Origin of the sequence: Ottowia caeni (assembly GCF_050821495.1) — a bacterium.
Taxonomy (GTDB): Bacteria; Pseudomonadota; Gammaproteobacteria; order Burkholderiales; family Burkholderiaceae_C; genus Ottowia; species Ottowia caeni.
Genome location: NZ_CP151080.1, coordinates 2101760 through 2127742, shown reverse-complemented (window position 1 = coordinate 2127742; position 25983 = coordinate 2101760). Strand labels below are relative to the sequence as shown.

The window sequence follows — 25983 nt, the reverse complement described above, 5'->3', positions numbered from 1 at the left end:
GAGATGCGGCTGCGACCGCTGTGATCAACCAACTAGGTAACGCTCCCTGCATTCGAGTTCCATTTGCCCGGACAGAAAAAGCTCGCACCTTGGAGCGAGCGGATTCGACAGACACATCATTGCCTGCGCAAAAGAACCAAGGAACCTCTGAGCCTGGAAACGGCTCCAGGCGGAGGAACCCATCGTGGATGCCAAACGTTCAGATCGGCGGGGTTGCAAGGCGAGCCATCATGTTCGCCGAAGCAAGAATGACTACTGCGGAAGAACGTAGGCCTTGTCTCGAATCAGCCGCACCACGGCATCGACCGCATCGCTGTCGTACAGCCTTCCTCGGCCCTGTTCGAGCTCCTTCAAAGCTACATCCATGCCGAGCGCAGGACGGTAAGGCCTGTGCGCAGCCATTGATTCGAGCACGTCGGCCACGGCCAATACACGGGCTTCGGGCAAGATTTCATCGCCCTTCAGTCCCTGAGGGTAGCCGCTTCCATCCATACGCTCGTGGTGCTGGCGGATGATTTCAGCCACCGGCACATCAAAGGGCACATCCTTGAGAATGTCAAAGCCGGCCTGGGCATGTTCCCGAACCAGCTGCATTTCAATCGGCGTCAACCGGGTCGGCTTCACCAGGATTTCAGCAGGCACTGCAATTTTTCCAACGTCGTGCACCAACCCGACCATTTCCAAAGTCTTGAACCGATCTGATGGCCAACCCATCTCCTCGGCAATGGCGGCCGCCAAGAGGCCCACGCGCCGCTCATGACCTGCGGTGTAGGGGTCACGCATCTCCACCATGGTTGCCACCGCTCGCAAGGTGGCTTGCAACGAGGCTTCAAGCCGGTGCACATAGGTGTCAATCTGTTCGGCGGCGCGTTTGCGCGCGGTGATGTCGTCGGCCAGGCCGATCACGGCCGTCTGGCCATCGTCCCATTCGATCGGGCTGAGCTGAATTCCCACCTCTATGGCGGTGCCGTCCTTGTGGAGCAACTTGACCTCAATCGGCACGTTGCGGCGCCCTGCTTCCAGTTGGTCCCAGGCCTGCATTACTTTTTCCCACTCCTGTGGGCTGACGTCTGCAAACTCGGTGAGCTCATGGCCCAGCAGTTCATCGGTCGAGCGGCCCAGCATCTGGCAGAAGCTTTCATTGGCGTAGATCAGTTTACGATCCCGCCTCACGTACATGCCGGTGACCGCCTTTTCAACCATGGAGCGGAACCGTCTCTCGCTTTCACGCAGCTCAGGCTCCTGGCGACGGATACCGGTCAAGTCAATCCAGGTCAGGACGATGTCATCGCCCACCAACGTGGCCCTGACCCGCCCCACCAAAACGCTGCCGCCCTTGCCGTGCAGCATGGTTTCTGGCATCTCGACCGGTTGGCCCGGTTGCATCGTCTGAAACGTTTTTTCCCAGCTTTTCAGACGCGCCTGACCAACTTCGGGCGAATACACGGCGGCGAACCATTGGGACAAACTCGCGACATCTTCAAGCTCGTACCCTAGCCAGTGACGGTGTGCCTGGTTGATGAAACGAAATTTCTGCTCCGTCAATGAAAATATCTGAATCGGCACCGGCATGGCTTCCAGTACCTGTTGCAGATGAGCGCTGGCTTCCAGCACCCGCTTCTGGTGCGCTTGCACCTCGGCCTGGACATCGTACTTATCTACGGCGAAGCCGATCTGCGCTGCCATTCCTTCCAGCAATGTCCGGACTTCAGGGTCGTACCAGCCGGCTTTATCGTCATAGAACGTCAGCGCACCAATGGCCCTCCCAGCGCGGGCAATAGGCAACGCGGCGGAGGAAAGCCACCCATACTGCCGAGCTCGATCGCGCCAAGGTAAGGTCCGAGGGTCCGTCCGGAAGTCTTCGATCCAGACAGGCTGGTTTACACGAATGGCTGTTCCCGTCGCACCCTGGCCGCGAGGATCATCCGGGTTTACGGAGATCTCGATGCCTTGCAAGTATTCAGTCCCGGAGCCAAAGGCGTGTACCGGTTGGATCAACCCGGTTTGAGGATCCGCCAAGCCAATCCAGCACATCTTTACGTGGCCGGATTCCACCACCACTTGTGTAATACGCTCAAACAGCTGGTCCTGGGTTGTACATCGAACGATGGCTGCGTTGCACTCGCTCATGACTGCGTTAAGACCGGCCAACTGCTGGATACGCATGGTGCTATGCATCTGATCCGAGACATCGGAGAAGGTGCCAATCATGCGAACCGGCTTACCTGATTCACTGCGCAGCACACTAGTGCCTCGATCGCGTACCCAATGTTGACGACCGTTTTCCAGCTGCAACCGGTAGGTCGCATCGAACTCTGGTGCATGTCCGTCCAAGTAGGCCTGAAGTTGCCGCAAGACGACAGGCTGATCTCTCGGGTCAATGCGTTGTTGCCATGCATCTACGCTGCTTCCGATTTTTTCATCGTCGTAACCCAGCAACTGGGCGCTGCGAGAGGAATAGAACACCTTGCCCGTCTGAAAGTCCCTGTCCCAGACGCCAATGCCGGAGCCATCGAGCGCGAAATTCCAGCGAAACTCATCCTCCTTGATTCTTTGCTCCTGAGCGCGGATGTCGGCCGTGAGCTTATTCGCCATATGTCTCGCCAACTGATGACGGTTTTGCAGGTTCCGGATTATAGATTCGGCATAATTTATTCATGAACTTTTGTTGATGACCTGACTCCAAAGTTCATGGAAAAAGAAGATGCACGCAAGCAGTCGCGGGAAGTGCTGCAAGAACGGCGCAAGCAAGTTATCCGTTTGCATCGAAAAGGAGTCGGCGTGATGCAGATCGTGGAGCAAACCGGGCTCAGTTGGTCTGGTGTCAACGCTGCACTGCGCCTGTTCGAGCAAGGCGGAGCGGCTGCACTCAAGCCCCACGCCAGGGGCAAGAAGCCCGGTAGTGGACGCAGCCTGACTCCTGAGCAAGAACGCGCCATTCGAATGACCATCATCGACAAACGCCCCGAGCAGATCAAGATGGAGTTTGCGCTTTGGAGCCGGCCCGCCGTGCGCGAACTCATCGAACGCGACCTGGGGCTGAAACTATCTGTGCGTTCAGTGGGCGACTATCTGGCACGTTGGGGTTTTACGCCGCAAAAGCCGATCAAGAAAGCTTACGAACAGCGACCTGAGGCCGTCAAGGCGTGGCTCGAAGATGAATACCCTGTCATTGAGGCCAGAGCCAAGCGTGAAGGCGCAGAGATCCATTGGGGCGATGAAACAGCCCTGGTCAACACGGATGTGCGTGGCAGAAGTTACGCGCCCGCCGGTCAAACACCGGTGACGCGGGCAGTGGGTGGAACACGGCAAAAGCTTTCGATGATTGCCACCGTCACGAACCAGGGCAAAACTCGCTGGATGATCATTGATGAGGCGTTCAATGCCGACAAGCTGATCGAGTTTATGCAGGCCTTGATCAAGGACGCGCAGGGCAAGAAGATCTTCCTGATTCTTGACAACCTGAGGGTGCACCACAGCAAGCCGGTCAAAGAGTGGGCGGCATTGCACAAAGAGGACATTGAGTTGTTTTACCTGCCCTAGCTACAGCCCCGAGCTCAACCCAGAGGAGCGGCTGAACGCAGATCTGAAGCACGCGATTGGCAGCAAAGTCCCAGTGAGAACCAAAGCCAAGCTGCGCGCTGCGGCCACTGAACACATGACAATGCTGGAGAACACGCCAGAGCGGGTCAAGAAGTACTTTGGCGACAAGCATGTCGCCTATGCAGCCTCATGAATAATTCCCGCCGGATCAATAAGTACACTCAAAAGCGAGGCCATCCTACCATGGCTTCGCAGCCGACCCGTGAATACCATCAATCAGCATTGCCGGAATGCACGCGCCAATCTGCTTCCCGAAGGGTAAAACGCCCCCGACTGATCGCTGTCCTGAAATCGGCCTTGGTACTTGGTATCCAGGCAGGCTGATTTCAGAAGGACCTGGTTATTTTTCCGCCTGGAGCCATAGACATTCAAGGAGAGGCCATGACTGCCTGCACTACTTCCATCCATTGGCATGCCCGCCCGGGCGAGAAACAGCTTGCCGCATCGGAACCAACCTGGACGATTGAGGCGGTCCAGGCCCTGTTGGATCTGCCGTTCATGGATCTGATGTTCCAGGCCCAAAGCGTGCATCGCGCTCATTGGCCGGCTGGCGAAATCGAGCTCGCCACGCTGCTGTCCGTCAAAACCGGGGGCTGCCCGGAGAACTGCGGCTACTGCCCTCAATCCGCCGAGTTCGATACCGGCGTGAAAGCCGAAAAGCTCATGAGTGTGGATGAGGTAACCAAAGCGGCCCAAGCTGCCAAGGACGCCGGTGCCACGCGCTTTTGCATGGGCGCTGCCTGGCGTGCGCCCAAGGATCGAGACATCGAAAAAATCAACGAGCTGGTTCGCGCCGTCAAGGGCTTGGGGTTACAGACTTGCGCGACCCTGGGCATGCTGCAACCGAACCAGGCGCAATCGCTGCGAGACGCAGGGCTCGACTACTACAACCACAATCTGGATACCGCGCCGGAGTACTATCAGGATGTCGTCAGTACACGCCAGTATCAGGATCGGCTTGACACCCTGCAGGCAGTCCGCGAAGCCGGCATTAGTGTGTGCTGTGGAGGCATCATCGGCATGGGTGAAGAAACCGTCCATCGTGCGGGCCTGATTGCCCAACTCGCGAATATGGATCCGTATCCAGAGTCCGTGCCCATCAACAGTCTGGTGCGCGTTCCCGGGACCCCAATGGCTGACAGCGCGCCTGTCGATCCGCTGGACTTTGTGCGCGTGATCGCTGTGGCGCGTATCACCATGCCTCGGGCGCGCGTACGCTTGTCTGCAGGACGCCAGCAATTGGGTGAGGCGGTGCAAACCTTGTGTTTTCTGGCCGGCGCCAATTCCATTTTCTATGGCGACAAACTGCTGGTCACGGGCAACCCCGATGTTCAGGCTGATACAGACCTCATGGGCAAGCTAGGGCTGAAGGGGCTGAGCACCTTCTCGTAAGGTACTGACAGCCTCACCGAGTGGTCACGATTGGCGACGCACTTCGTTGAGGCTGTCTATCCCTCCCAATGCCGCATCAGGGCGTCCGCGCGAGCGTGTCTGAGTCGGACACAATGATCACTTCGGCGTGGCCTTGATCGGTGTTGCCATTGCGCCATGCCAGTATTTCTGCCAGCAGCTGGATGGGGGCTCTGTGGACCGATGTAATCGTTTCGGTTCCGTCGAAAACAATATGCCACCTGCGCTCTTGGCCGTTTCGCAGACTCTGGTGCTCATCCTGTCTGACGTTGGTGAGCTCAACAATGGCATTCTCGGATTCGAGGCGTTGCGCTTCTTCTGATGAATCAGCGGGAATCAGTTGCTTCATGGCCGCGGTCAGGTCGGTCCCCAGGCGTCTGAGCTGGCTCATCTGCGATTCGGTAAACAGCCAGCCGTAGGGCGAAGTCGCGCCGAGCGTGCGGGTTCGATAAAGTTGGTTGGCCTCGTCAAGAAGCTTGAAAGCTGCTCGTGCCGCTGTAGAGTTTTCAAATGTTTTCGCCAGAGGAGAGCGCCGAGCTCCTAAGCCAAGGGTATCGAGCGACGAGCGCATATATCTGAACTCGCTGCAGATCCGCATTCCTTCAAGGGCCGTGGATGGGTCTTCCAAGTCTGCCTTACCCAGTACGCTTACATTGAATCTCTCACTTTCGTTCAGAAGCAATTCGCCCCAGAACTGGAGCGAAGCTCTTTCGGAAGTCGAGGACACGACATCGGGAGAGGCATGAATCGACCAGTTCATGCCGCTGGTTTGAAGAGGCCACAGATACCCATGGGCATCCGCGTTCTCGCGATCGGAAATGCGAAGCGGCTCAGGGTCTGCAAGTTCTTCGTCGATGAGATGAGTCTCCGCCCTGAATTCCCTTGCCAGCGCAACCTGCTGTTTTATCAGATGCAAGTATTCGGTGCTTGAAAAAATCAGACCCGGAGACATGCTGTCTACTGGATGTCGCTCATAGCGTTCACGGGCTGTCTCGAAGATTTCTGTGGCATCAATCCAGGCCGCTGAGTCTCGAAGGTTTCGGGCGAAATCCAGAAGGTTAAGAATATGATCAGCCCGGAGATTCAACTTGGGATCACGTGCGGGAGTAAGTTGCTGCTGGGCCTGCGTGACCATCTGCTTCAACATCCGCATGGAAAAAAAATCGGCTTCTGTTTCAATGACTGAAAACGGCGCGGGCAGAGGCTGGGGGGTTGCTGGGGGCGTATCGGGGTAGGGGCTTGAATCCAGCAGCGGCTCAAGTTCATCATCGCCGTCAGTCATAAGAAGAAGGGGCGGCAGTGCGGGTAGATGCGTCCGGGTTAGGCCACCTTGATGCAAATGGGCCGGAAGCTGCGTTTCTCCGGCCCCTCTCTCTTTTAATGCTTCGGTGGCGCTTCCATCGCCCGTCTGAATCATGCGGCTGGACTCGGGGCTTTCCCCCATCAGCGCTATCTCGGAAGTCTCAGAGAGGGTGTCGTCGGCGTGAGGGGCGTTGAAACTGGATGCGCGACTGAGCGCTGGCGTGCTTGGCGGTGTAGGCATAGCGGATTTGATTCGATCCTGATGGACGGGTACCCATCAGTAACGTGCAGGCCGCTAAAGTTCCCTCTTCGATTAATGAAAAGTGCCGCCATGCAGCGAATGGCTGGCTTGATGTGATGGTCTTGGCAGCGCCTGCCGCCCTGCTCCAGTCGAGCTTCCGATGCTGTTGATCGCTCTCGCGTTCATGTGTTCGCTCGGCCAATTCCGGGGTCATTTCCAGATGAACACGGGAAGGAACGCTGACGGCTCAGGCTGCTACGGAATTGATGGATTGCGTTGCCGAATCGGCGGGAGCCTCTGAACATAACTGACTCAGCCTCCACGTCCTGTGCGCGATGTGGATCTTTTGGCTTGCCCGCGAAATGGCGCAGCCAGCAAAAAGAGTAATGATTGGTTGGCTTGATCGCGGCTGGTTTCGAGCCCGATGGTCAGGGCGAGCCCCTTAGCGGCGTCTGCAGGGGAGGCACTTCGAAACACCAGATCGAACAACGGAAAGACGGTGGCATAGTTGCTGTCGGTCTGGGGCTGGTAGGCACTGTGGTGTGTGGTGCCTGCCATTTCCCCGGATTACATCCCTCGGGGCAGTCCAGCGCGCGCAGCGTCACGTGCCGGACTCGATCAGGACGTTGCGTCTTGAGTTGAGCGTCACACTGGCGCGCGCCTTGGGATATTGCCCGTATTGCGCCGCAGTAAACGTTCGACTACGTTTGTGACACAGTAAGATTAACTCATGTCGCGCCCATGCCATCTGATTTACCGTTAAAGCACCCGATATGGTTCAGGAAACGCATATGTCAGCGTTGTGATTAGCGATTATCAAAGTCCCTCGGCCTCGTGGAAGGCGAGTCCAGCGGCCCAGGTTTTACGCCGTCCTCGTCATCAGCGACAATCGGTCAGTCGCACACGCGCCCGTGATTTCACCCAACCAGCACTCTTCCAGACCCACAGCATTGATGACCAAGGGACTACAGACCCCACAGGCCAACCAGGAGGCTGGCAAAGCCGATTTGTCAGGGCACACTCCCATGATGCAGCAGTATCTGACTCTCAAGTCAGACTACCCAGATACCCTGCTGTTCTACCGAATGGGTGATTTTTACGAGATGTTCTATGCCGATGCTGAGCGCGCGGCAGAATTGCTGGACATCACCCTGACGCAGCGCGGGCAGTCTGCGGGGCAGCCGATACCTATGGCCGGTGTGCCGTTTCACTCGGCTGAAGGCTATCTGGCACGCTTGATCAAGCTGGGCGAATCGGTGGCAATTTGTGAGCAGGTAGGTGACCCCGCCACCTCCAAAGGGCCCGTAGAGCGCAAAGTGGTGCGCGTGGTGACGCCGGGCACGCTGACAGATACCGAACTGCTGCCTGAGAAAAGTGAATCAGTTCTGCTGGCCGTGCACCCTGGGCCCCGTAACCGCTGCGGGCTGGCCTGGCTGGCCGTGACTCGGGGCGAGGTGCATCTGGCTGAATGCACGCCAGATGAACTGCCCGGTTGGCTTGAGCGCATTGCGCCTAGCGAGCTGCTGGCGGCGAGTGATTTGGCCTCGTCTTTTGAACAGCGACTGAAGAACTTGCGGCCAGCCTCTGGCCGCCCCCTGCCCTGACGCACCGGCCTGACTGGCAGTTTGACTCCAAGCTGGGCCACCGCAAACTTTGCGAGCAATTGCAGGCCGCGAGCCTGGCCGCATGGAGCGCGGAAGATCTGCCCCAGGCCCACGCCGCAGCAGCAGCGTTGCTGGCATACGCGGAACACACTCAAGGCCGTGCACTGACGCATGTGCGAGGGCTGCGCGTTGAGCGGCCGGATGAGCTGATAGACCTTCCCCACGCCACGCGGCGCAACCTGGAGCTGGTTCAGACGTTGCGGGGCGAAGACTCCCCACCCTGTTTTCGGTGCTCGACACATGCATGACAGGCATGGGTAGCCGCCTGCTGAAAAGCTGGCTGCTGGCTCCTACCCGTGATCGAAGCCAGGCCAGCGCTCGCCATAGCGCCATTTCCGCGCTGCAGGCTAGCGGCGCGTGGCAACGGCTGCGCACCCAATTGAAGGGCACCAGCGATGTAGAACGCATCACCGCCCGGCTAGCCCTCAACCAGGTACGCCCGCGTGAGCTGGTAGCCCTACGCAACGCCCTGCAAAACGGGAGCCTGCTGGCACTGCTCCCGAAAGGGGTTGATCCGCTTCTTGATTCGATGGCGGATGACCTCGACCCGCCTGGCGACGCCGCCGCTCTGTTGAAGGTGGCCTTGCTGGATGAGCCTGCCGCACTGATTCGCGATGGCGGTGTGATGGCTCCGGGGCTGGACGAGGAGCTGGACGAGCTCAGAGCGATCGCCACCAACTGCGACGCTTTCCTGATTGAGCTGGAGGCACGCGAGCGCGAGCGCACGGGCATTCAGAACCTGCGCGTACAGTTCAACAAGGTGCATGGCTTCTATATAGAAGTCACCCAAGGTCAGGCTTCCAAAGTGCCTGCGGACTACCGACGCCGGCAGACGCTGAAGAACGCCGAGCGTTTCATTACGCCTGAGCTCAAAAGCTTTGAAGACAAAGCTCTATCCGCCCAAGAGCGCGCACTGGCTCGCGAAAAATGGCTTTATGAGCACTTGCTGGCTGAACTGCAGCCACACGTGCCCCGCCTGACGCGCTTTGCCCGGGCCGTGGCCAGCCTGGACGTGCTGTGCGCCCTTGCCGAACGTTCGCTGACCTTGAACTGGAGTGCGCCCCAGTTCGTTAAAGAGCCCTGCATTGAAATAAGGGGGGGCCGGCACCCGGTGGTAGAAGCCCGCCTGCAGGAAACCACAGGCTCGCCCTTTATTCCCAACGACACGGCACTTGGCTTGAAGGGTCGCATGCAGATCATTACCGGCCCCAATATGGGCGGTAAGAGTACCTATATGCGGCAAGTGGCACTGATTGTGTTGCTAGCCTCGATAGGCAGCCATGTACCTGCGCAAATCTGCCGGCTAGGCCCGATTGATTCCATTCACACCCGGATTGGCGCGGCAGACGACTTGGCCAACGCACAATCCACCTTCATGCTGGAGATGACCGAGGCAGCGCAGATTCTGCACAGCGCAACGCGCTCATCTCTGGTGCTGATGGACGAAATTGGCAGAGGCACCAGCACCTTCGATGGTTTGGCGCTGGCCAGCGGAATCGCAGCGCATTTGCACGACAGAACCCAATCTTTCACGCTGTTTGCCACGCATTATTTTGAGCTGACGGATTTTCCGGCATCGCACCATGCGGCGATGAACGTGCACGTGAGTGCGGCTGAAAGCGGTGCCGAAATAGTCTTCCTACATGAGATACAACCGGGCCCTGCCAGCAGAAGCTACGGATTGGAAGTGGCCCGGCTGGCCGGTGTGCCGTCTGCGGTGCTGCACCATGCGCGGCACGCTCTTGCGGCACTTGAGGAAGATGCCAGCCAGAGCCGTGCACAGATAGACCTGTTCGCGCCGCCTCCAGCGCCTGAGGCCGCGCCCGCTAGCGCCGTAGAATTGGCGCTGAACAAGATCGACCCAGATGCCTTGAGCCCTCGCGAAGCCCTGGAAGCCCTCTACAGCCTGAAAAAGTTTCGGCAGCGGCTGCTTCGCCTGCATGAATTGGCTAATACCTCATGACTTACTGCTGTGCCATCAAAACCAACGCGGGCCTGGTTTTTCTATCTGACTCGCGAACCAACGCTGGCGTAGACTCGATCAGCATTTTTCGCAAGATGCTGATCTACGAGCGCCCAGGTGATCGTTTCATGGTCATGCTGTCGGCGGGAAATCTTTCGATTTCGCAATCGGTGCGCGAGATTCTGCAGAACGAGCACGTCAAGGATGCAGAAGGCGAACCAATCACGATCTGGAACGCGCGCAGCATGTTCGATGCGGCACGCGTGCTCGGCAGCGCAGTAAGGCACGTCTACCATCGTGACGGAGATGCCCTGCGCAAAGCGGGCGTAGACTTCAACGCTTCGATGATTCTGGGCGGTCAGATTGCGGGTGAAGGGATGCGCCTCTTTCTGGTGTATTCGGCAGGCAACTTCATAGAAGCGACCCCTGAGACGCCATTTTTCCAGATTGGCGAATCAAAATACGGCAAACCGGTGCTGGACCGCGTGATCACGCCTCAGACACCGCTTGAAGAAGCTGCCAAGTGCGCACTGGTATCGATGGACTCCACACTCAAATCGAATTTATCGGTAGGCTTGCCGCTGGATCTGGTGGTGTATGAGGCAGACAAACTGCAGTCTGACCGCGTGGTCTGCATTGATCATGACAACCCCTACTTCAAAATGCTCCACACTTCATGGGGAGAGCGCTTGAGGCAAGTGTTTGACAGCATCGAAGACCCCCAATGGGATGGCGGCCAGTCAGCGACACCGCTGAAAGTGGCCTCTACCCGCCACCCGCCGCTGAAGAAAATCCGCACTGCGGACGACCGCCTCATATAGGCAGAAGATTAACTGCCGAGGTTCCCAGGCAAATGTCATCCATCATTTTTTCCCATGGCAACAGCTTCCCTGCCAGCACGTACCGTGTGATGCTAGACAGTCTGCGTGCACGGGGTTTCACGGTGAACGCGGTGGAAAAGTATGGCCACAATCCAAAATATCCGGTCACGGACAATTGGCCGCATCTGGTCCAGCAGTTGGCTGACTTTGCCTCTGAACAGCGCAAGGAAAATGGCGACGAAGCCCCTTGGCTGGTAGGGCATTCGCTGGGCGGGATTTTGAGCCTGATGTGTTCAGCACGCCACCCGGAATTGGCGAGAGGCGTGTTGCTGCTGGACTCCCCCGTGCTGCGTGGTTGGCGCGCACAGGCCGTGGGCGTTGCCAAGCGCACCTTCCTGATGAAGCGGTTTTCGCCGAGCCTGGTCAGCCGCAAGCGACGCAACGAATGGGAAAACCGCGAGGCGGTGTACGAGTACTTTCGCGGCAAGAAGATCTTTTCATCCTGGCACCCACAAGTGCTCCATGATTATGTTGATCATGGCACTCTCGATGCAGATGGCAGATGGCAACTGGCCTTTGACCGGGAGATCGAATCGGCCATTTATGACACTTTGCCGCACAACTTGGGCAGACTGTTGCGCGAGCAGCCCGTTCAGTGTCCTGTCGCCTTCATAGGGGGGTTGCAATCAGCCGAGATGAAGCAGATTGGCGGCCTGGATATCGTCCGCCGGATTACACGCGGACGCGTGATGATGATGGATGGCACGCACCTGTACCCGATGGAAAATCCGCTGGCCACGGCTGCTGCGGTGGAGGCGAGCCTGCGGGCGATGGGGTAATCTTGTTAAGCTGGCCGCGAGACTAGCAAAATGGCCTCGTTTCTCTACCCTCTCCCTCCGGGAGAGGGCCAGGGTGAGGGCGGCGGCGCATGATCTGAGACTGGCATTGCTTTGTGGCTTGCACGGAACAGAAGCGCTCCGCGCTCCCTCACCCCAACCCTCTCCCGAAAGGAGAAGGAGTCAATCGGCGCTCCTACAAGCAACCAGAAGTCGCTAACTGAACCGCGTGGTGTCATCAGCAATTGGGATTTAGCGGTTGGCCTGCAACTTCAGCACTTCACCGAAAGGAAGGTCTTCTGCCGGCCAGTCGCTGGCGGCTGTTGGCAAATGAACGCCCTTTGCCAAGAGCAGCGCAGCGCGCATGACCCCTGCATGAGTGATCCACACCGCATCAGTTCGGCTGGAACCCCAATGGCTCCAGATTTGTCCTACGCGAGCCATCAGAGAGGCAACTGACTCCCCATTGCCACCGGGAGCGGCATGAGCAAAATCTGCCATCCACTGATCGAATTCGCCTTGCTCGATCGTGCTCCAGGCTCGCCCTTCCCAGGCCCCAAAATCCAGTTCAACAAGGCGGGTGTCGTTCTGAAAGCTCAGGTCGGGCCGGAGCGGCTGCAGCATTCGGGCCAATTGCCGGCAACGCTGCAAAGGCGATACAAGTACATGCAAGCCATGCGGCAGTCTTTCGGCGAGTTTTTCGGCTGCCTCAGCAGTTGCTGCGGCGTCGGCAGGCCAGTCTGAAACACCATAGCATCGGCCTTTCTCGACCAGCACGGGCGCATGCCGAATGAGCCAGAGCGTTGGTGCAGGATTCAGCTGCAAAGCACTTACGACCACTGCAACACCAACCCCAGATAAAGCGCCAACTCGCAAATCTGTTGCGTGGCACCCAGCGTGTCGCCTGTGAAGCCTTGGAGGCGGCGGCGAAGCAACCTGAGCATGTAGGCCAGCGCCAGAACCCACAAAATCATGGCCATGAAGGGTGAGGCTATGCCATGCCCCAGTACCAGAAGCAACAAAGCTGGAACCGACCACCAGCAGGCGACACGAAACTCCTGACCGGAAAGCGAGTCAGCCAGTGGCTTGGATTTGGACTGATCGGGATCGCTGACGTAAGGCATGGTACGGATGACCACCAAGGGCGCCAGGCGAGACAATGCATGCGCCGCCAGCAGAGCCGAGGCAGCGGCCCAAGCGCTGCTTTGCGCCAGGAGTGCCAACAACAACACCTTCAGCGCGAGAGCGAGGCCCAGGGTTACCGTGCCGTAGGTGCCAATGCGCGAATCCTTCATGATCTGTAAGGAACGCTCACGCGCGACGTGGCCACCGAGACCGTCGGCGGTGTCTGCCAAGCCGTCTTCGTGAAACGCGCCGGTGAGCCACACGGTCACGATGGTGGAAACACATGCAGCAATCAGAACGCCGAGTGGTCCCTCCGGTAGAAAACCGTGTGCAAGCAACAAGGCGAGCGCGCCCACACTCCCCACTACCCAACCGACCGCAGGATAGTAGACGCTGCTGGCTCTCAGCATCTCTGGGCTATAGCCCACCCACGCTGCCAGCGAGCCCGTGACAGGAATGCGGGTAAAGAATTGAAGCGCTATCAGAAAGTGGCGCAGAGCCTGGTGCAGATCGGTGCGATTCATGGCTCCTGCTTATTCCGATTTATTAGACACGGCGGCTGACTCGAAGCTGGCCATGTCGCGCAAAATGGCACATGCTGATTGCAGCAAAGGCCAAGCCAGCGCTGCTCCGCTGCCCTCGCCCAGGCGCAGCCCCAGATCAAGCAGTGGTTCAGCTTTCAATTCCTTCAACATGCGTGCATGGCCCTGCTCATTGGAACGATGCGCAAAAACGCATCGCTGCAACACGGCAGGCGCCAGACGGGCCGCCACCAGCACGGCACTGGTGCTGATGAAACCATCGACCACGATTACGCGCCGTTCGTGGGCGGCCCTGAGCACAGCCCCCGTGAGCGTGGCGATCTCGAAGCCACCCAATGCTGCGAGTGCCTCGAGCGGGTCTTTTGCATTTTCATTGACAGCCAGTGCCTCGCGAAGCACAGCGGTCTTGCGCGCAATGCCGGGCTGATCCAACCCGGTACCGGCACCTGCACACTCGGCGACATCGATTCCGGCAAGGCGCGACATTAGCAAGGCCGCGGCCGACGTATTGCCTATGCCCATTTCACCCAGTAGCAAAGCGTTTCCAGGCATCTCGCGCACAATGTTCATGCCGTTGGAAACGGCAGCCTGACACTGCGCCATGCTCATTGCCGGACCGACGCTGGCGTCTTGCGTTCCGGGCGCTATTTTCTGGATGATCAAGCCTTTGGTTGGAGGAAAGTCGTAGCGGACTCCGCAATCGACCACGGTCTGAGTAATTCCGTGTTGGCGAGCCAGCACGCTCACCGCGGCACCGCCAGCCAGGAAGTTGCCCACCATTTGCCAGGTGACATCACTCGGGTATGCCGACACACCCCGTACGGTGATGCCATGATCGGCTGCACAGACCAGCAGTTGCGGCGATTGAAGCACGGGCTCCTCGCAGCCCAGGATCATGCCTAGCCGATGGGCCAAAGTTTCCAGCTGACCCAGCGCGCCCAGCGGCTTGGTCTTCTCGTCAATCTTGCGCTCCAGACGGGCGGCCAGTGCATCGTCTTGAAGCTCGTCGATAGTGGGTAGGTTGAATGTCATTTAACCTAGATCCGGCAGTTGGACGCGCCCGAGCAGGTCGTCATCGGGTGCGCTGGCAAGGCGTGAGGACGCGGCAGGCTCGTGCCTGCAAGGACGAGCAACGCCGCCAGCGTGCCCGAGGGCGGCCTGATCGGGTGCGTAGCGCTCCCACCATACGAGTGAGCGTTCTCGGAGCATAGAAATCGAGTGTTCATGCGGCTTTCCTGATGATTGCAAGCGGTCGACTGCCGGATCTAGGTTTAAGAATAATGTGCATGCCCTTGAACGGCATAGTGAATAAAGGAACTGACGCTGCGCACTCACTCGACGAGAGCGTCCAACGTACCCGGTGCAAAGTCTGCCTGGATGCTGGCGGCCAGACGGTCGAACACGTCGTCCAGCGAGGGTGTGTTGGCACCAAATAGCGCGCGCAATGCGGCGGTGTCTTCGAACAGGCCGTGCAGGTAGAGACCGAGCACATTGCCAGCAGCGTTTTGCCAGCCCAAGCCAATCATGACCTCCCTGGCCACATCCCCCTTCGCCGCCATGGCAGGATGTTGCGCGGTCTGACCGCTATGGATCTCGTAGCCGGACACCGCGACGCCTGAAAGTGAGGACCAAGCACCTTCCAGGATTCCAAACGGAGCTTGCGTGCGACGAACTGTTTTCTGGGGCTCGAACGACGTCACCAGGGGCAACAGACCTAGACCGGGAGCGTTGCCCTGACTTTCCACATGGTGGATGTCGATCAAGGCTTCGCCCAGCATCTGCAGGCCTCCGCATATTCCCAGCACGCGCCCTCCCCGCGCAGCATGTTCGGCAATGAACGCATCCAGCCCCTGCGCACGCAGCCAGGCTAGATCCGACGCCGTGCTCTTACTGCCGGGCAAGATGATGGTGTCTGCACCTTGCGCCTGAGATGGCGTGCGCACCCACGTTATTCGCAGGCCCGGCACATTCTTCAGGGGTTGAAATTCATCAAGGTTGCTGATGCGCGGATACGCGACGATGGCAACATGTTTGAGCGGCGCAGCGCTGTCCTCGGAGCGTGAAATGTGGGGGATTTTCAGGTCTCCCGGGCTTTCTATTGCGGGGCCAGGTGCGGAATAGTCAGCCGCATCGAACATACCGTCTTCTTCAGGCAACCCGTGTCCGAAGCGCATAGGCACCACCGCTACCGTAGACACACCCGTCAACTCCCGCAGCATCTCGGGTGCCGGCGCAAGCAGTGAGGCATCGCCCCGAAATTTGTTCAGCACGAAGCCGCTGATGCGGGCACGATCTTCCTCGGGCAAGAGCGCCCAGGTGCCGTACAAATGCGCAAAGGCGCCACCACGGTCTATGTCGCTCACCAGCAGGCACCGCGCATCAGCATGCCGGGCCACACGCAAGTTGACCACATCGCTGCTCATGAGGTTGATTTCAGCGGGGGAGCCTGCCCCTTCGATGACCACCACATCATTTTCGGCGCGCAAGGCATCCAGAGCCTTGGCGATCTGTGGCCACACTCTCTCACTGCGGCCCCGCCAGGGAAGCTCAGTCAGCTCTCGATTGACCTGGCCTAGCAGCACCACCTGGCTGTGCGTGTCGGCCTCGGGTTTGAGCAAGAGCGGGTTCATGCGCACATCAGGTAGTGCGCGTGCGGCCAGCGCCTGAAAATACTGAGCAGATCCGATTTCTCCGGAAACCGAAAGATCTTGCTCAGGTTGATCTTGTCCACCTTCAGATGGATGGCCGCCCATCACCACCCGTGCGTTGTTGCTCATGTTCTGCGCCTTGAAGGGGGCCACCTTCAGGCCCCGGTTGGCGTAGTAACGACACAGCGCGGTGGTGATCCAGCTCTTGCCGGCGCCGCTGCTGGTGCCCAGCACCATGACACAACGGGCTTTCATGCCAGCCCCCGCTTTTCAGTGCGCGCATCAAGGCATCTTGAACCTCTGGGGCTACCACGGCCATGCGTACATGGTTTGGCAGACCGAAGCTGGCGCAGTCGCGCAGTTTGAACCCTTGGCGGCGAATCGTGTCGAGACAGGACTTCATATCAACTCCACTTTCAAACGTGCGTTCACGCGCACTTTCAGCCGCGACTTTCTCCCGAGTCGCGACGAAGAAATTGGCCGTGCCCGGCTCCACTTTCCAGCCTGCATCTCTGAGCAGGCTGGTTTGCCTGGCTTTCCAGGCTCGAAGAATCGCCCGACATTCCCGAAGCCATCGATGAGCGTCTACTGTGGCCCAGGTTTGCAAAAGCGCAACCCCATGAGCGCCCAGGGGCCACGACGGTGCCAGCGCATGCATGCGTTCCAGCAAATCAGATCCCCCGCAGGGGGCAATGGCATAAGCAGCGCGCACTCCTGTGAGCCCCAGCGACTTGTTAGGTGTAACGAAGCGCCAGATCCGATCGATTGCGGCTGAGTCGAGCGTGAGTTCACCCTCAAGCCGCAATGGCTCGTAGGCTTGGTCGAGCACCAGTGTCTGACCAGGCTTGAGATTCGCCACACGGTCGACCAGGCCGTCATCACCTTGGCCAAGCGGGCTGGATGGGTCACAGGACCAGATCAGGTTGGCCACCTGCGCAACCGACGTGCGCGAGAGGCACGCCGCATGGGCCGCCCGGGCATAGTCGCCATAGGCGTGTTTGGGAAGCCAGACAGGGGCAGGAACGCCTGCGCCGCTTGCCATGGCCTGCACAGCGACCGCAGTGGTCATGCGCTGAATCAGTTCGCTGCCGCTGGCCCCGATGACGATTCGAGCAGGCGCCACGCCATGCCAAGCGGCCAGTTGAATGGTCAGCTCAGTGTAGGTCGGGTCGGGGTAATGGCGAGCATCAGCTTCACGCAGCGCCTGCTCGGCTGGGGCATAAGGACCGCATGCGTTGCTGTTGGTGGAAAGATCGTGAAGCGGCACGCCGAGCATGTCAGGGCCGCCATGAATCAGCATGGGCATCATGAACTCAGACTCTCCAGACCCGAGTTCATGAAACTGCCACCAGCAGAACACCACCGACCAATACGACTGTGGCGAGCACCGTACGTGAACCGATGGCGCAAGCGCGGAGTGTGTCAGACGCTTCGGGTAAGCGACCTGACTCGTTCAATGCATACACCCCTGGTTTGCACAGCCGCACACCCAGGGCCAAAGCCATGGCGGCCATGGGCCAGCCGCCGTTCGGTGAGGGCGTGCTGCGCGCCTGCCCAGGAAGTTGGCGCCAAGCCCGCAAGCCCCCCACCACACCGATCAGTACCCCCGTGATGCGTGCCGGCACCCAACCGAGCACGTCGTCGGCGCGCGCAGCCCACTTGCCTGCCCATTGCCAGTTGCGGCCGTTGCGAACCCCGGGGTAGCCCCACATGGCATCTGCGGTATTCGCGAACCGAAACAACGCAGCGCCTGGCAAGCCCAGCACGGCGAACCAGAACAAGGGAGCCACCACTGAATCATTAAGATTCTCTGCCAGCGATTCGATAGCGCTTTCGCGAACATCGCTCGCACTCAAGACGCTGACGTCTCTGCTGACGAGACGCGCCAGTTGAGTGCGACCCGCCCCCACCGATTGCATCAGCGCACGCTCCACAGCCAAGACCTCGTCATGCAGCATGGCCCAAGAAAGAAGGGGTTTGAGAAACAGGGCCAAAGCCGGGACAGCCAGCCACATCGGCTGCGTGAGCACCCAGCTTTGAAGCATCCACGCCCCGGAAAAAACCAGGGCGGCGGCGCCACACCACGATAGAGCGGCCAACCAGAAAATTCGTTGAGTCGACTGCACCGAAGATTCATCGGCGGCGGGTGCAAGACGATGGCCTGCCCAGCTCAGCCAGCGACCCATCCACACGACAGGGTGCCAACGCAGAGGCGGCTCACCTAACAATCGATCAATGACGATGGTCAGTGCGGGAATGCACGCCAGCAGAGTTGTGCCCACTAGCGCTGAATCAGGAATAGCATTCCACCAAAACCAGAAGAAATCGGTCATCTGTGCGAAGAAGAAGGCGAAGGCCAGAGCCGGTTTTGCGGGTGTACGCTGCTGCGCTCCAGTTCAAGGAGAAACTGCTTGCGCGGCAGGCCGCCGCCGTAGCCGGTCAGTTGTCCGTTGCTTCCAATGACTCGGTGGCACGGCACGATGATCGATACTTTGTTTTGCCCGTTGGCCGCGGCTACCGCGCGGCTTGCGGTTGGCCGGCCGATGTGGTGCGCCTGCCGGCCGTAGGTCCAGGTTTCACCGTAGGGTATTTCGAGCAGAGCTTGCCATACACGCTGCTGAAACGGCGTGCCGAGCAGATCTAGGGGAACGTTGAAGTCTCGGGTCTTGCCGGCGAAGTATTCAGCCAACTCAAGACCCAGTTGCTCCGTTTGTGCATTGCATCCCTCTTGGCCTGACTCGCCAGCGGCTGCCACCACTTGCGCCATCTCGCGATCAACGCGCGGCTGCCCCATGAACTCCAAAAGGCGCAGGCCCCGCGGCGAGAACGCGGCGATCATCTCTCCGACCGGGGTGGGATAGGTGTGGAGGATGAGGTTGGGCATGGGGGGGCGGCTACGTGTCGTGGAGAAGCTGACGTGCTGGGCTTCGCTTCGCTCAGCCCAACCTACGGGATACGGGCCCGCATGAGGGTGTATGAGCGTATTCACGATCTGTTGACAGGGAGATCGTGAACACGCTCTTAACTCCGAGATGGAGGTTCAGACAACTCAAAGACTGCCATGCTCTCCACGTGTGCTGTGTGGGGGAACATGTTGACCACACCGGCTGCCGTGCAACGGTAACCTGCCTGATGAACCAGGATACCGGCGTCGCGGGCGAGGGTTGCGGGGTTGCAGCTGACGTACACAATGCGGCGCGGCGGCTCCCATTGGGACGCACCCTCTGGCAGAGGCTCGGCGTCTTCTGCACCAATACGCGCCTGATGAATGGCCATCAACGCCTTGACCAGGGCAAAAGCACCCTCTCGCGGCGGATCGATCAGCCAGCGGTCAGCCTGGCCGTCGGCCACCAGCGTTTCAGCGGTCATATCGAACAGGTTGCGCGCCACGAATTCGGCGTGCAGTTCGCCCAAGGGTTTGGTGCTGGCTCGGTTTCTTTCGAGGTTCTGCCGGGCACGGGCCACCAAAGCCTCGCTCCCTTCGACGCCCAGTACCTGACCGGCCTGGGTGGCGATGGGCAAGGTGAAATTGCCGAGACCACAGAACCAGTCGATGACGCGTTCATTTTTTTGCGCGTCCAGCAAGCGGAGCGCTCGCGAGACCAGCACACGGTTGATGTGGGGGTTGACTTGGGTGAAGTCGGTCGGCTTGAACGGCATGGTCACGCCGAACTCAGGCAGCGCATAGGATAGCTCGGGGCCGCCCTGGTCAAGCAGATGAACGGTGTCAGGGCCCTTGGGTTGAAGCCACCACTGGACGTCATGCAGCTTGGCAAAATCGCGCAGCTTTTGAGTGTCGCCTGCCGAGAGGGGCTCCAAGTGCCGCAGCACCAGCGCCGTCACGGTGTCGCCGGCAGCCAACTCGATCTGCGGGCAAGTCTGACGTGCGTCCATTCCGTAGATCAGCTCACGCAAAGGCAGCATCAGTGCACTCACGTGAGGGTGCAATACTGGGCACTCGCGCATGTCAGCCACGTAGCGGCTCTTGCGCTCGTGAAAGCCGATAAGTACCTCTTGCTTCTTCAGCACATAGCGCACGGACATCCGCGCACGATAGCGGTAGCCCCACGCCGGGCCCTCGATAGGGCGAAGGATCAGCTCTGGCTTCACCTTGCCGAGATGCCAAAGGTTGTCTTCCAGCACGCGCTGCTTGACTGCCACCTGAGCACTGGCGTCCAGGTGCTGCATTTTGCAGCCTCCGCAGGCGCCCGCGTGCAACCCGAAGTGCGGGCAGCCCGGCCGCACGCGCTGACTGGATTCACGGTGAATCTCGGTCAGAGTGGCAGACTCCCAATTGTTCTTGCGACGGTTGACGTTGGCGGACACCAACTCCCCGGGCAAGGCACCCTCAACGAACACCACCTTGCCGTCGGGGCGGCGGGCTATGCCCTGGGCATCGATGTCGAGGGAATCGATGTGCAGCCAGCCTGGGGGTAAGCCTTCTTCAGCGGCGGGGAGAGAAGCGTCGTTTTCGAGATTTGAAGCCATGCCAATGGAGCTGCTCGTCACAGGGATTTCAAGAGACGACCAAGACGCATTTCATATTCAGATTCACATACACGTAAATACTCACACGAAAGTAAATGCAGAGACGTTGCGCCGGTCGCCAGATTCAACAAGAAAGGCGCCTCGCGGCGCCCTTCATGACACGATAAGCCTATTGTCAACGAGACGGCAGATACCGCCCAGGATCAACGGGTTTGCCGGAGCGGCGAATCTCGAAGTGCAGTTTGACACGATCGGTATCGCTGGAGCCCATTTCGGCGATCTTCTGACCCTTCTTCACACTTTGATCTTCCTTGACTAACAGCGCCTGGTTGTGGGCATATGCCGTGAGGAAGGTATTGTTGTGCTTGAGAATGATCAGGTTGCCATATCCACGCAGGCCAGAGCCAGCATACACTACCCTGCCGTCAGCGGCTGCCACAACCGCATCGCCAGCCTTACCACCGATGGCGACGCCCTTGTTCTTGGCTTCGTCGAACTCGGCGATGACGGTTCCGTTGGCAGGCCAGATGAACGCTACGTCGTCCGCGCCTGCGGAAGGCGGTGGTGCTGGCTTGGTGGAAGCGCCGGCGGGCTGGGCGGCTGGCGCCGGTTGCGTGGCTGGCACCGGGGTGACTCCGGGGGTGGTCTGCGTCGCTACGGGCACTGAAGGCTTCGGCGCTTGGGCACTGCCGGCAGGCGCGGCGGCTACCGTACCACCTACAGGAGGCACCACGCGCAGAACCTGCCCGACCTCAATGACGTTGGGGTTCTCGAGATTGTTCCAGCTGGCGATGTCGCGCCAAGGCTGATTGACCTGGGTGGCGATTCTCATGATGGTGTCGCCAGGGCGCACCGTGTAGAAACCAGGCTTGCCCGCGTTTTCAGCGCCCGGAAGCGTAGCAGGATCAACGGCGCCTGGCTTGGCAGTACCACTCACTCCGCGATCTTCAACGGGAGCCGGATTGGTCGAGGTTGTGCTGCATCCGACCAGCACCGCAGCGCCCAACAGCACCGCAGCCAAGGTCTTGAAGCCCGCTGCCTCCGTGACCGGGTTATTGCCGGCCCGCTCCCCATGGGGAGCAAGAAAACCTGGGAAGGCCCGGTGTTTTCTTGAGAGAAAAAACATAAACAAAAAATCCTTTGCGCGTTAAGCGACCCCCGATTTTAGAGGCACAAAGTTGACGGCCTCCAAAATCGTCTGTTGAACCCCTTGGCGAGATCGGTCTACCACCATCAGAGCCTGCTGGCCAGGGCCGCTGGCAATCGGGGCCACAAGGCGTCCTCCGTAGGCCAACTGGTCTATCCAGGCCTCCGGCAAGGACTCTCCGCCGGCGGCAGCAATGATGCCCGCGTAGGGGGCTCCTTTGGGAAACCCAGCCATGCCGTCACCAAGAATCAGGTGCACATTGGCAATGCGAAGCGGGCGCAGATTCGCGCGGGCCTTTTCGTGAAGATCTCGCAACCTTTCGATACTGTATACCTCACTGGCCAATTGGCCCAGCACGACCGCTTGATATCCACACCCGGTACCGATATCCAGCACGCGACCGAGCTTGCCGTCGGCCCCGCGCAGCCCGCCCTGCATCAGCAGCTCGATCATTCTTGCGACCACGCTGGGCTTGGAAATCGTTTGCCCCAGCCCAATGGGAAGCGCCGTGTCTTCATAAGCCTGGGCCAGCAGCGCGCTGTCTACAAAGCGATGCCGATCAACAGCCCCCATGGCACGCAGCACTTGCGCATCCCGGACGCCACCTTCGGCCAGCTGCTGCACCATCTTGGCGCGGGCAGGAATGGCGTCACGAGCGGCCATTTGCCCTCCCACCCCTTCAAGCATGGGTGGCGGCGTAGCCAAGGAGGGCGCCGATGGCCGGCGCGGAGAGATTCGACTGCCGGCAGCGGGGCTCGTTTGCCCGATATTCAGGCGCGCCGGGAAGCCTGGACGCGGCGGCGTAGCCATCAGGAGCCCGCCCCACCAAACATCTGACCCATGCCTTGCGCCCAATAACCGAGCGCGTCGTGATCGGTCAGGTCGACCTTCAATGGCGTCATGGCGATATGCCCTTGTTCGGTCGCATGAAAATCAGTGCCCTCGGCGGCGTCGAGGGCTGCCCCCGCACCACCGATCCAGTACATGGTGTCCCCGCGCGGGCTGGTCTGGGTGATTACTTTCTCGGCCGCATGACGACGGCCCAGGCGGCAAATTTTGACGGGTTTGATCTGCTCCAGCGGCAAATTCGGAATGTTCACGTTGAGCAACCAGGGCTTCCCGCCGTCTTGCCTGTGCTGACCGATCCTGGCGACAATTTCCCGGGCCTTGGCTGCTGCTGCATCGATGTGGCCCCAGCCTTTCTCGATCTGTGAGAAGGCAATAGCCGGAATGCCGAACAGGTAACCCTCCATGGCAGCGCCCACGGTGCCAGAATAAATGGTGTCGTCTCCCATGTTGGCGCCATTATTGATGCCCGAGACCACCAGATCGGGTTTGTAACCGAGCAGGCCGGTCAAGGCGATGTGGACACAATCTGCCGGGGTTCCGTTGACATAGCGGAAGCCGTTGGCCGCCTCATGTACATACAGAGGCGAATACAGCGTGAGCGAGTTCGACTTGGCGCTGTTGTTGTGCTCTGGTGCGATTACTTCAACCTCGGCAATATCCTTGAGCGCCTCGTAGAGTGCCACAATGCCGGGAGCCTGGAAACCGTCGTCGTTGCTGAGCAGGATCTTCATGTGTCGTGAATTGGGTGCAACCGATTGTAGGCTGGAGTGAAGACCCGCAACCAAGACCCGTCACCGTGCGGGCCATGGTGTCTCGGAAGTTGCCTCGAGAACCCTGCAAGAAGATTACTCTTATGATCAACTCAACAGACAAACCTGAAAGGAAAATCATGCACGCTTGGCTTTGCGAAAACCCCGTCGGTGTCGACGCTCTCTCCTGGAAAGAGCTGCCTACGCCGCAGCCTGGCAAGGGTGAGGTCCTTATTCGCATCCAGGCGGCAAGCCTCAATTTTCCTGACTTGCTGATCGTACAGAACAAATACCAGCACAAGCCGCAGTTGCCATTCGTTCCGGGCTCGGAATACGCGGGGGTGATTGAGGCCGTGGGTGATGGCGTGTCTGACCTGAAGGTGGGGCAAGCTGTGGCCTGTCTCTCTGGTACAGGCGGGTTCGGCACCCACACGTTGGCGCCAGCAAAGCTGTGTATGCCCCTTCCACCCGGCTTCCCGCCGGCCGAAGCAGCCGCCTTCATCATGATCTACGCCACGAGCCACCACGCACTGCTTGACCGCGGACAGCTCAAACCCGGTGAAACTGTATTGGTGCTGGGAGGAGCCGGCGGGGTGGGTATGTCGGCGATCCAGATTGCCAAGGTGGCAGGTGCGCGCGTGATTGCGGCAGCATCCACCGACGAAAAGTGCGCTTTCTGCAAGGAATTGGGCGCTGATGAAACCATTAACTATTCCACCGAGGACCTGCGTGAACGCCTGAAGGAACTGACTTCGGGCAAGGGGCCGGACATCATTTACGACCCGGTCGGCGGGGATTTCACCGAGAAGGCGTTCCGCTCCATCGCATGGCGCGGTCGCCACTTGGTAGTGGGCTTTGCTGCCGGAGACATTCCTGCGATCAAGATCAATCTGGCGCTGATCAAGGGAGCCAGCATTGTGGGCATTTTCTGGGGCGACTTTTCCCGCCGCGAACCTCAGGCCAACGCTGCCATGATGCAGGAGCTGGCCCAGTGGTATGCACAAGGCAAGATCAAGCCCATTCTGGATCGCAAAATGCCTATGAGCGAATTGAAGAACGCCTATGCGCGCATGAGCAGCCGCGAAGTCAAAGGCAAGCTCGTTTTGGTCAACGAGGCGTAGTCGAAGTCAGGGCCAAAGGAGAGCCTGAACCCGCCCAGGGTGCCTGCCACCCACCTCCCAAGGCCTGTATCAGGCCCACCGCCGCCTGCTGCCGCTGCAGTTGCAATTGCAGCAAACTGCGGCGCTGGGAAAGCGCGGTGGCCTGGGCGGTGACTACCGCCGTGTAGGCCGACAGCCCCGCTTCGTAGCTGTTCAGCGCCTGCTGCTCCACGCGAGCGGCGGCCTCGGCCGCCTGGCGCGTTTGCTCGGCTTGCTGGGCCAGGGTCTGCAAGGTGGTAAGCTGGTCTTCCACCTGCCCCATGGCATTGAGGGCAGTCTGCCGGTAGGCGGCAATGGCAGCATCTCTGGCGGCCACCACCTGATCCACACGTGCCTGACGCGCTCCAGCGTCAAATATTGACTGAGCGACCGATACCCCCAGCGACCAGAGCATGTTGGACGCCGAAAACAAATTGCTTACTGGGAACCCGCCGCTGGCTCCTGCCGATGCGCTAAGCGTTACGCTGGGAAAAAAGGCCGAACGCGCCACCCCTATCTGCAAATTGGCGGCGGCCACACTGCGTTCGGCACCGGCCACGTCTGGGCGGCGCAACAACAAAGTTGAAGGCACACCTGCCGGCACCTGGGGCACGCGTGTTACCCATGGCTCCTCAGGCAGGGAAAAATTGGCCGGCGCCTCACCCAGCAGGAGCGCAATAGCGTGCTCATAGATCGCTCTGTTGCGCGTCATGGCGGTGCGGTTGGCCTGGGCGCTGAGCAGCGTGGCCTGGGATTGCAATAGATCCGTCCGCGCGACGACTCCTGCCTCATAACGGTTCCGTGTGATGGCCGTACTCCGCTCGTAGGCTTTTACGGTCTCATTCAGCAGCTGAATTTCGGTGTCTGCGGCGCGCAAGGCGAAATAGGCATTTGCCAAGCTCCCTTGGGCTGAAAGCCGCGCGTTTGCCAGGTCGGTTTGGCTGGCTTGCACCCCGGCCGCCTGGGCCCGCGCTGCATCACCCAGTCTTCCCCAAAGGTCGGGCGCCCAGCTGGCGGTCAGCCCCGCGGACAGCGAGCTACCCGAGCCAGACGCACCCCCACCTCCCGAGCGCTGCGCACCGCCTTGTACACCCAGCGTGGGTAGGAGAGCCGATTGTTGCTGCGCCAGGAGGGCCTGCGCCTGTGCGACATTGGCGACCGCGAGGGCGAGACTCTGGTTGTTGACTTCCACCCGCCGCATCAAACTGTCGAGCACGGGGTCTTCAAACAGCAGCCACCACTCACCCGCTTGCCAGGCACGTGCGGCATCGGCACTGACCCAACCGTCTGCGGGCTGCCCAATCTTCCACTCGGCCGTGATCGGCACGGCGGGGGGATTGTCTAGTGGCGCCGTGCTGCAGGCTGCCAACAGCACCAGAGAAGACACGAGGCTGGTGTATCTGACGGCGGCGATGGGCCAGTTATTCTCGTCGCTAAGCCGCATTCGTATTGATCC

20 protein-coding genes and 2 pseudogenes are annotated in these 25983 nt (G+C 59.7%); 6 read left to right on the top strand and 16 right to left on the bottom strand.

From position 1 onward, the window contains the following. Positions 1 to 252: 252 nt before the first annotated feature. Positions 253 to 2595 (bottom strand): HD domain-containing phosphohydrolase, encoded by a 2343-nt coding sequence (locus AAAK34_RS10285; protein ID WP_231692956.1) that lies wholly within the window; start codon positions 2593 to 2595, stop codon positions 253 to 255. Positions 2596 to 2691: 96 nt separating this feature from the next. On the opposite strand from AAAK34_RS10285, the pseudogene AAAK34_RS10280 reads away from it, so the two are divergent. Next, a pseudogene (locus tag AAAK34_RS10280) lies at positions 2692 to 3736 on the top strand (IS630 family transposase). Between the two features lie 248 nt (positions 3737 to 3984). Then, entirely contained in the window at positions 3985 to 4995 is a 1011-nt protein-coding gene (bioB, locus tag AAAK34_RS10275; protein WP_231692955.1) for a biotin synthase BioB, read from the top strand. A 76-nt stretch (positions 4996 to 5071) separates the two neighbouring features. Here bioB and AAAK34_RS10270 read toward each other — a convergent pair whose 3' ends face one another. Together AAAK34_RS10270 and AAAK34_RS10265 are read right to left on the bottom strand one after the other, a co-directional pair. Then, the gene (locus tag AAAK34_RS10270) at positions 5072 to 6430 is read right to left on the bottom strand and encodes a hypothetical protein (RefSeq protein WP_231692954.1); all 1359 of its coding nucleotides are present in this window, start codon (positions 6428 to 6430) and stop codon (positions 5072 to 5074) included. A gap of 438 nt (positions 6431 to 6868) precedes the next feature. Continuing rightward, positions 6869 to 7114, bottom strand: a complete 246-nt coding sequence (locus AAAK34_RS10265) for a sterol desaturase family protein (RefSeq protein WP_431778043.1) — start codon at positions 7112 to 7114, stop codon at positions 6869 to 6871. A gap of 467 nt (positions 7115 to 7581) precedes the next feature. Here AAAK34_RS10265 and mutS point away from each other — a divergent pair. The 3 genes and pseudogenes from mutS to AAAK34_RS10250 all read left to right on the top strand — a co-directional run bounded on the left by mutS (position 7582) and on the right by AAAK34_RS10250 (position 11843). Next, positions 7582 to 10183, top strand: a pseudogene (gene mutS / locus AAAK34_RS10260) (DNA mismatch repair protein MutS). Then, positions 10180 to 11004 (top strand): proteasome-type protease, encoded by an 825-nt coding sequence (locus AAAK34_RS10255; RefSeq protein ID WP_231692953.1) that lies wholly within the window; start codon positions 10180 to 10182, stop codon positions 11002 to 11004. Before mutS ends, AAAK34_RS10255 begins: the two are co-directional and overlap by 4 nt. 32 nt (positions 11005 to 11036) lie before the next feature. Next, positions 11037 to 11843: an alpha/beta fold hydrolase gene (locus AAAK34_RS10250; protein WP_231692952.1), complete on the top strand. Its 807-nt coding sequence runs from the start codon at positions 11037 to 11039 to the stop codon at positions 11841 to 11843. 249 nt (positions 11844 to 12092) lie between these two features. On the opposite strand, the gene AAAK34_RS10245 is transcribed toward AAAK34_RS10250, so the two are convergent. From AAAK34_RS10245 to surE, 12 genes are all read right to left on the bottom strand, one after another. Continuing rightward, positions 12093 to 12665 carry a histidine phosphatase family protein gene (locus tag AAAK34_RS10245; protein WP_431777240.1) on the bottom strand — a complete coding sequence of 191 codons (573 nt, stop codon included), beginning with the start codon at positions 12663 to 12665 and terminating at the stop codon, positions 12093 to 12095. A gap of 5 nt (positions 12666 to 12670) precedes the next feature. Next, positions 12671 to 13489 (bottom strand): adenosylcobinamide-GDP ribazoletransferase, encoded by an 819-nt coding sequence (gene cobS, locus AAAK34_RS10240; protein WP_231692950.1) that lies wholly within the window; start codon positions 13487 to 13489, stop codon positions 12671 to 12673. A 9-nt stretch (positions 13490 to 13498) separates the two neighbouring features. Further along, positions 13499 to 14539: a nicotinate-nucleotide--dimethylbenzimidazole phosphoribosyltransferase gene (gene cobT / locus AAAK34_RS10235; protein WP_231692949.1), complete on the bottom strand. Its 1041-nt coding sequence runs from the start codon at positions 14537 to 14539 to the stop codon at positions 13499 to 13501. Positions 14540 to 14544: 5 nt separating this feature from the next. After that, positions 14545 to 14733 (bottom strand): hypothetical protein, encoded by a 189-nt coding sequence (locus AAAK34_RS10230; RefSeq protein ID WP_431777239.1) that lies wholly within the window; start codon positions 14731 to 14733, stop codon positions 14545 to 14547. A 105-nt stretch (positions 14734 to 14838) separates the two neighbouring features. Next, a complete protein-coding gene (locus AAAK34_RS10225; protein ID WP_431778014.1) occupies positions 14839 to 16341 on the bottom strand; it encodes a cobyric acid synthase in 1503 nt (500 codons plus the stop codon). Beyond that, positions 16241 to 17464: an aminotransferase class I/II-fold pyridoxal phosphate-dependent enzyme gene (locus AAAK34_RS10220; RefSeq protein ID WP_431777238.1), complete on the bottom strand. Its 1224-nt coding sequence runs from the start codon at positions 17462 to 17464 to the stop codon at positions 16241 to 16243. The genes AAAK34_RS10225 and AAAK34_RS10220 overlap by 101 nt, the downstream gene beginning before the upstream one ends. Before the next feature lie 25 nt (positions 17465 to 17489). Continuing rightward, positions 17490 to 18488 (bottom strand): adenosylcobinamide-phosphate synthase CbiB, encoded by a 999-nt coding sequence (cbiB, locus tag AAAK34_RS10215; RefSeq protein ID WP_431777237.1) that lies wholly within the window; start codon positions 18486 to 18488, stop codon positions 17490 to 17492. Beyond that, entirely contained in the window at positions 18485 to 19039 is a 555-nt protein-coding gene (locus AAAK34_RS10210; RefSeq protein ID WP_231692945.1) for a methylated-DNA--[protein]-cysteine S-methyltransferase, read from the bottom strand. The genes cbiB and AAAK34_RS10210 overlap by 4 nt, the downstream gene beginning before the upstream one ends. A 137-nt stretch (positions 19040 to 19176) precedes the next feature. Beyond that, positions 19177 to 20643, bottom strand: a complete 1467-nt coding sequence (rlmD, locus tag AAAK34_RS10205; protein WP_231692944.1) for a 23S rRNA (uracil(1939)-C(5))-methyltransferase RlmD — start codon at positions 20641 to 20643, stop codon at positions 19177 to 19179. A gap of 175 nt (positions 20644 to 20818) precedes the next feature. Next, complete coding sequence (locus AAAK34_RS10200) at positions 20819 to 21769, bottom strand: peptidoglycan DD-metalloendopeptidase family protein (RefSeq protein WP_231692943.1); 951 nt, start codon at positions 21767 to 21769, stop codon at positions 20819 to 20821. Between the two features lie 21 nt (positions 21770 to 21790). Further along, positions 21791 to 22600, bottom strand: a complete 810-nt coding sequence (locus tag AAAK34_RS10195; RefSeq protein WP_231692942.1) for a protein-L-isoaspartate(D-aspartate) O-methyltransferase — start codon at positions 22598 to 22600, stop codon at positions 21791 to 21793. Continuing rightward, the gene (surE, locus tag AAAK34_RS10190) at positions 22600 to 23370 is read right to left on the bottom strand and encodes a 5'/3'-nucleotidase SurE (RefSeq protein ID WP_231692941.1); all 771 of its coding nucleotides are present in this window, start codon (positions 23368 to 23370) and stop codon (positions 22600 to 22602) included. The genes AAAK34_RS10195 and surE overlap by 1 nt, the downstream gene beginning before the upstream one ends. Positions 23371 to 23528: 158 nt before the next feature. Here surE and AAAK34_RS10185 point away from each other — a divergent pair, with 158 nt between their 5' ends. After that, entirely contained in the window at positions 23529 to 24509 is a 981-nt protein-coding gene (locus AAAK34_RS10185; RefSeq protein WP_231693335.1) for an NADPH:quinone oxidoreductase family protein, read from the top strand. Here AAAK34_RS10185 and AAAK34_RS10180 read toward each other — a convergent pair. Then, positions 24496 to 25971: an efflux transporter outer membrane subunit gene (locus AAAK34_RS10180; protein ID WP_231692940.1), complete on the bottom strand. Its 1476-nt coding sequence runs from the start codon at positions 25969 to 25971 to the stop codon at positions 24496 to 24498. The two genes, AAAK34_RS10185 and AAAK34_RS10180, sit on opposite strands and share 14 nt — an antisense overlap. Between the last annotated feature and the right edge of the window lie 12 nt (positions 25972 to 25983).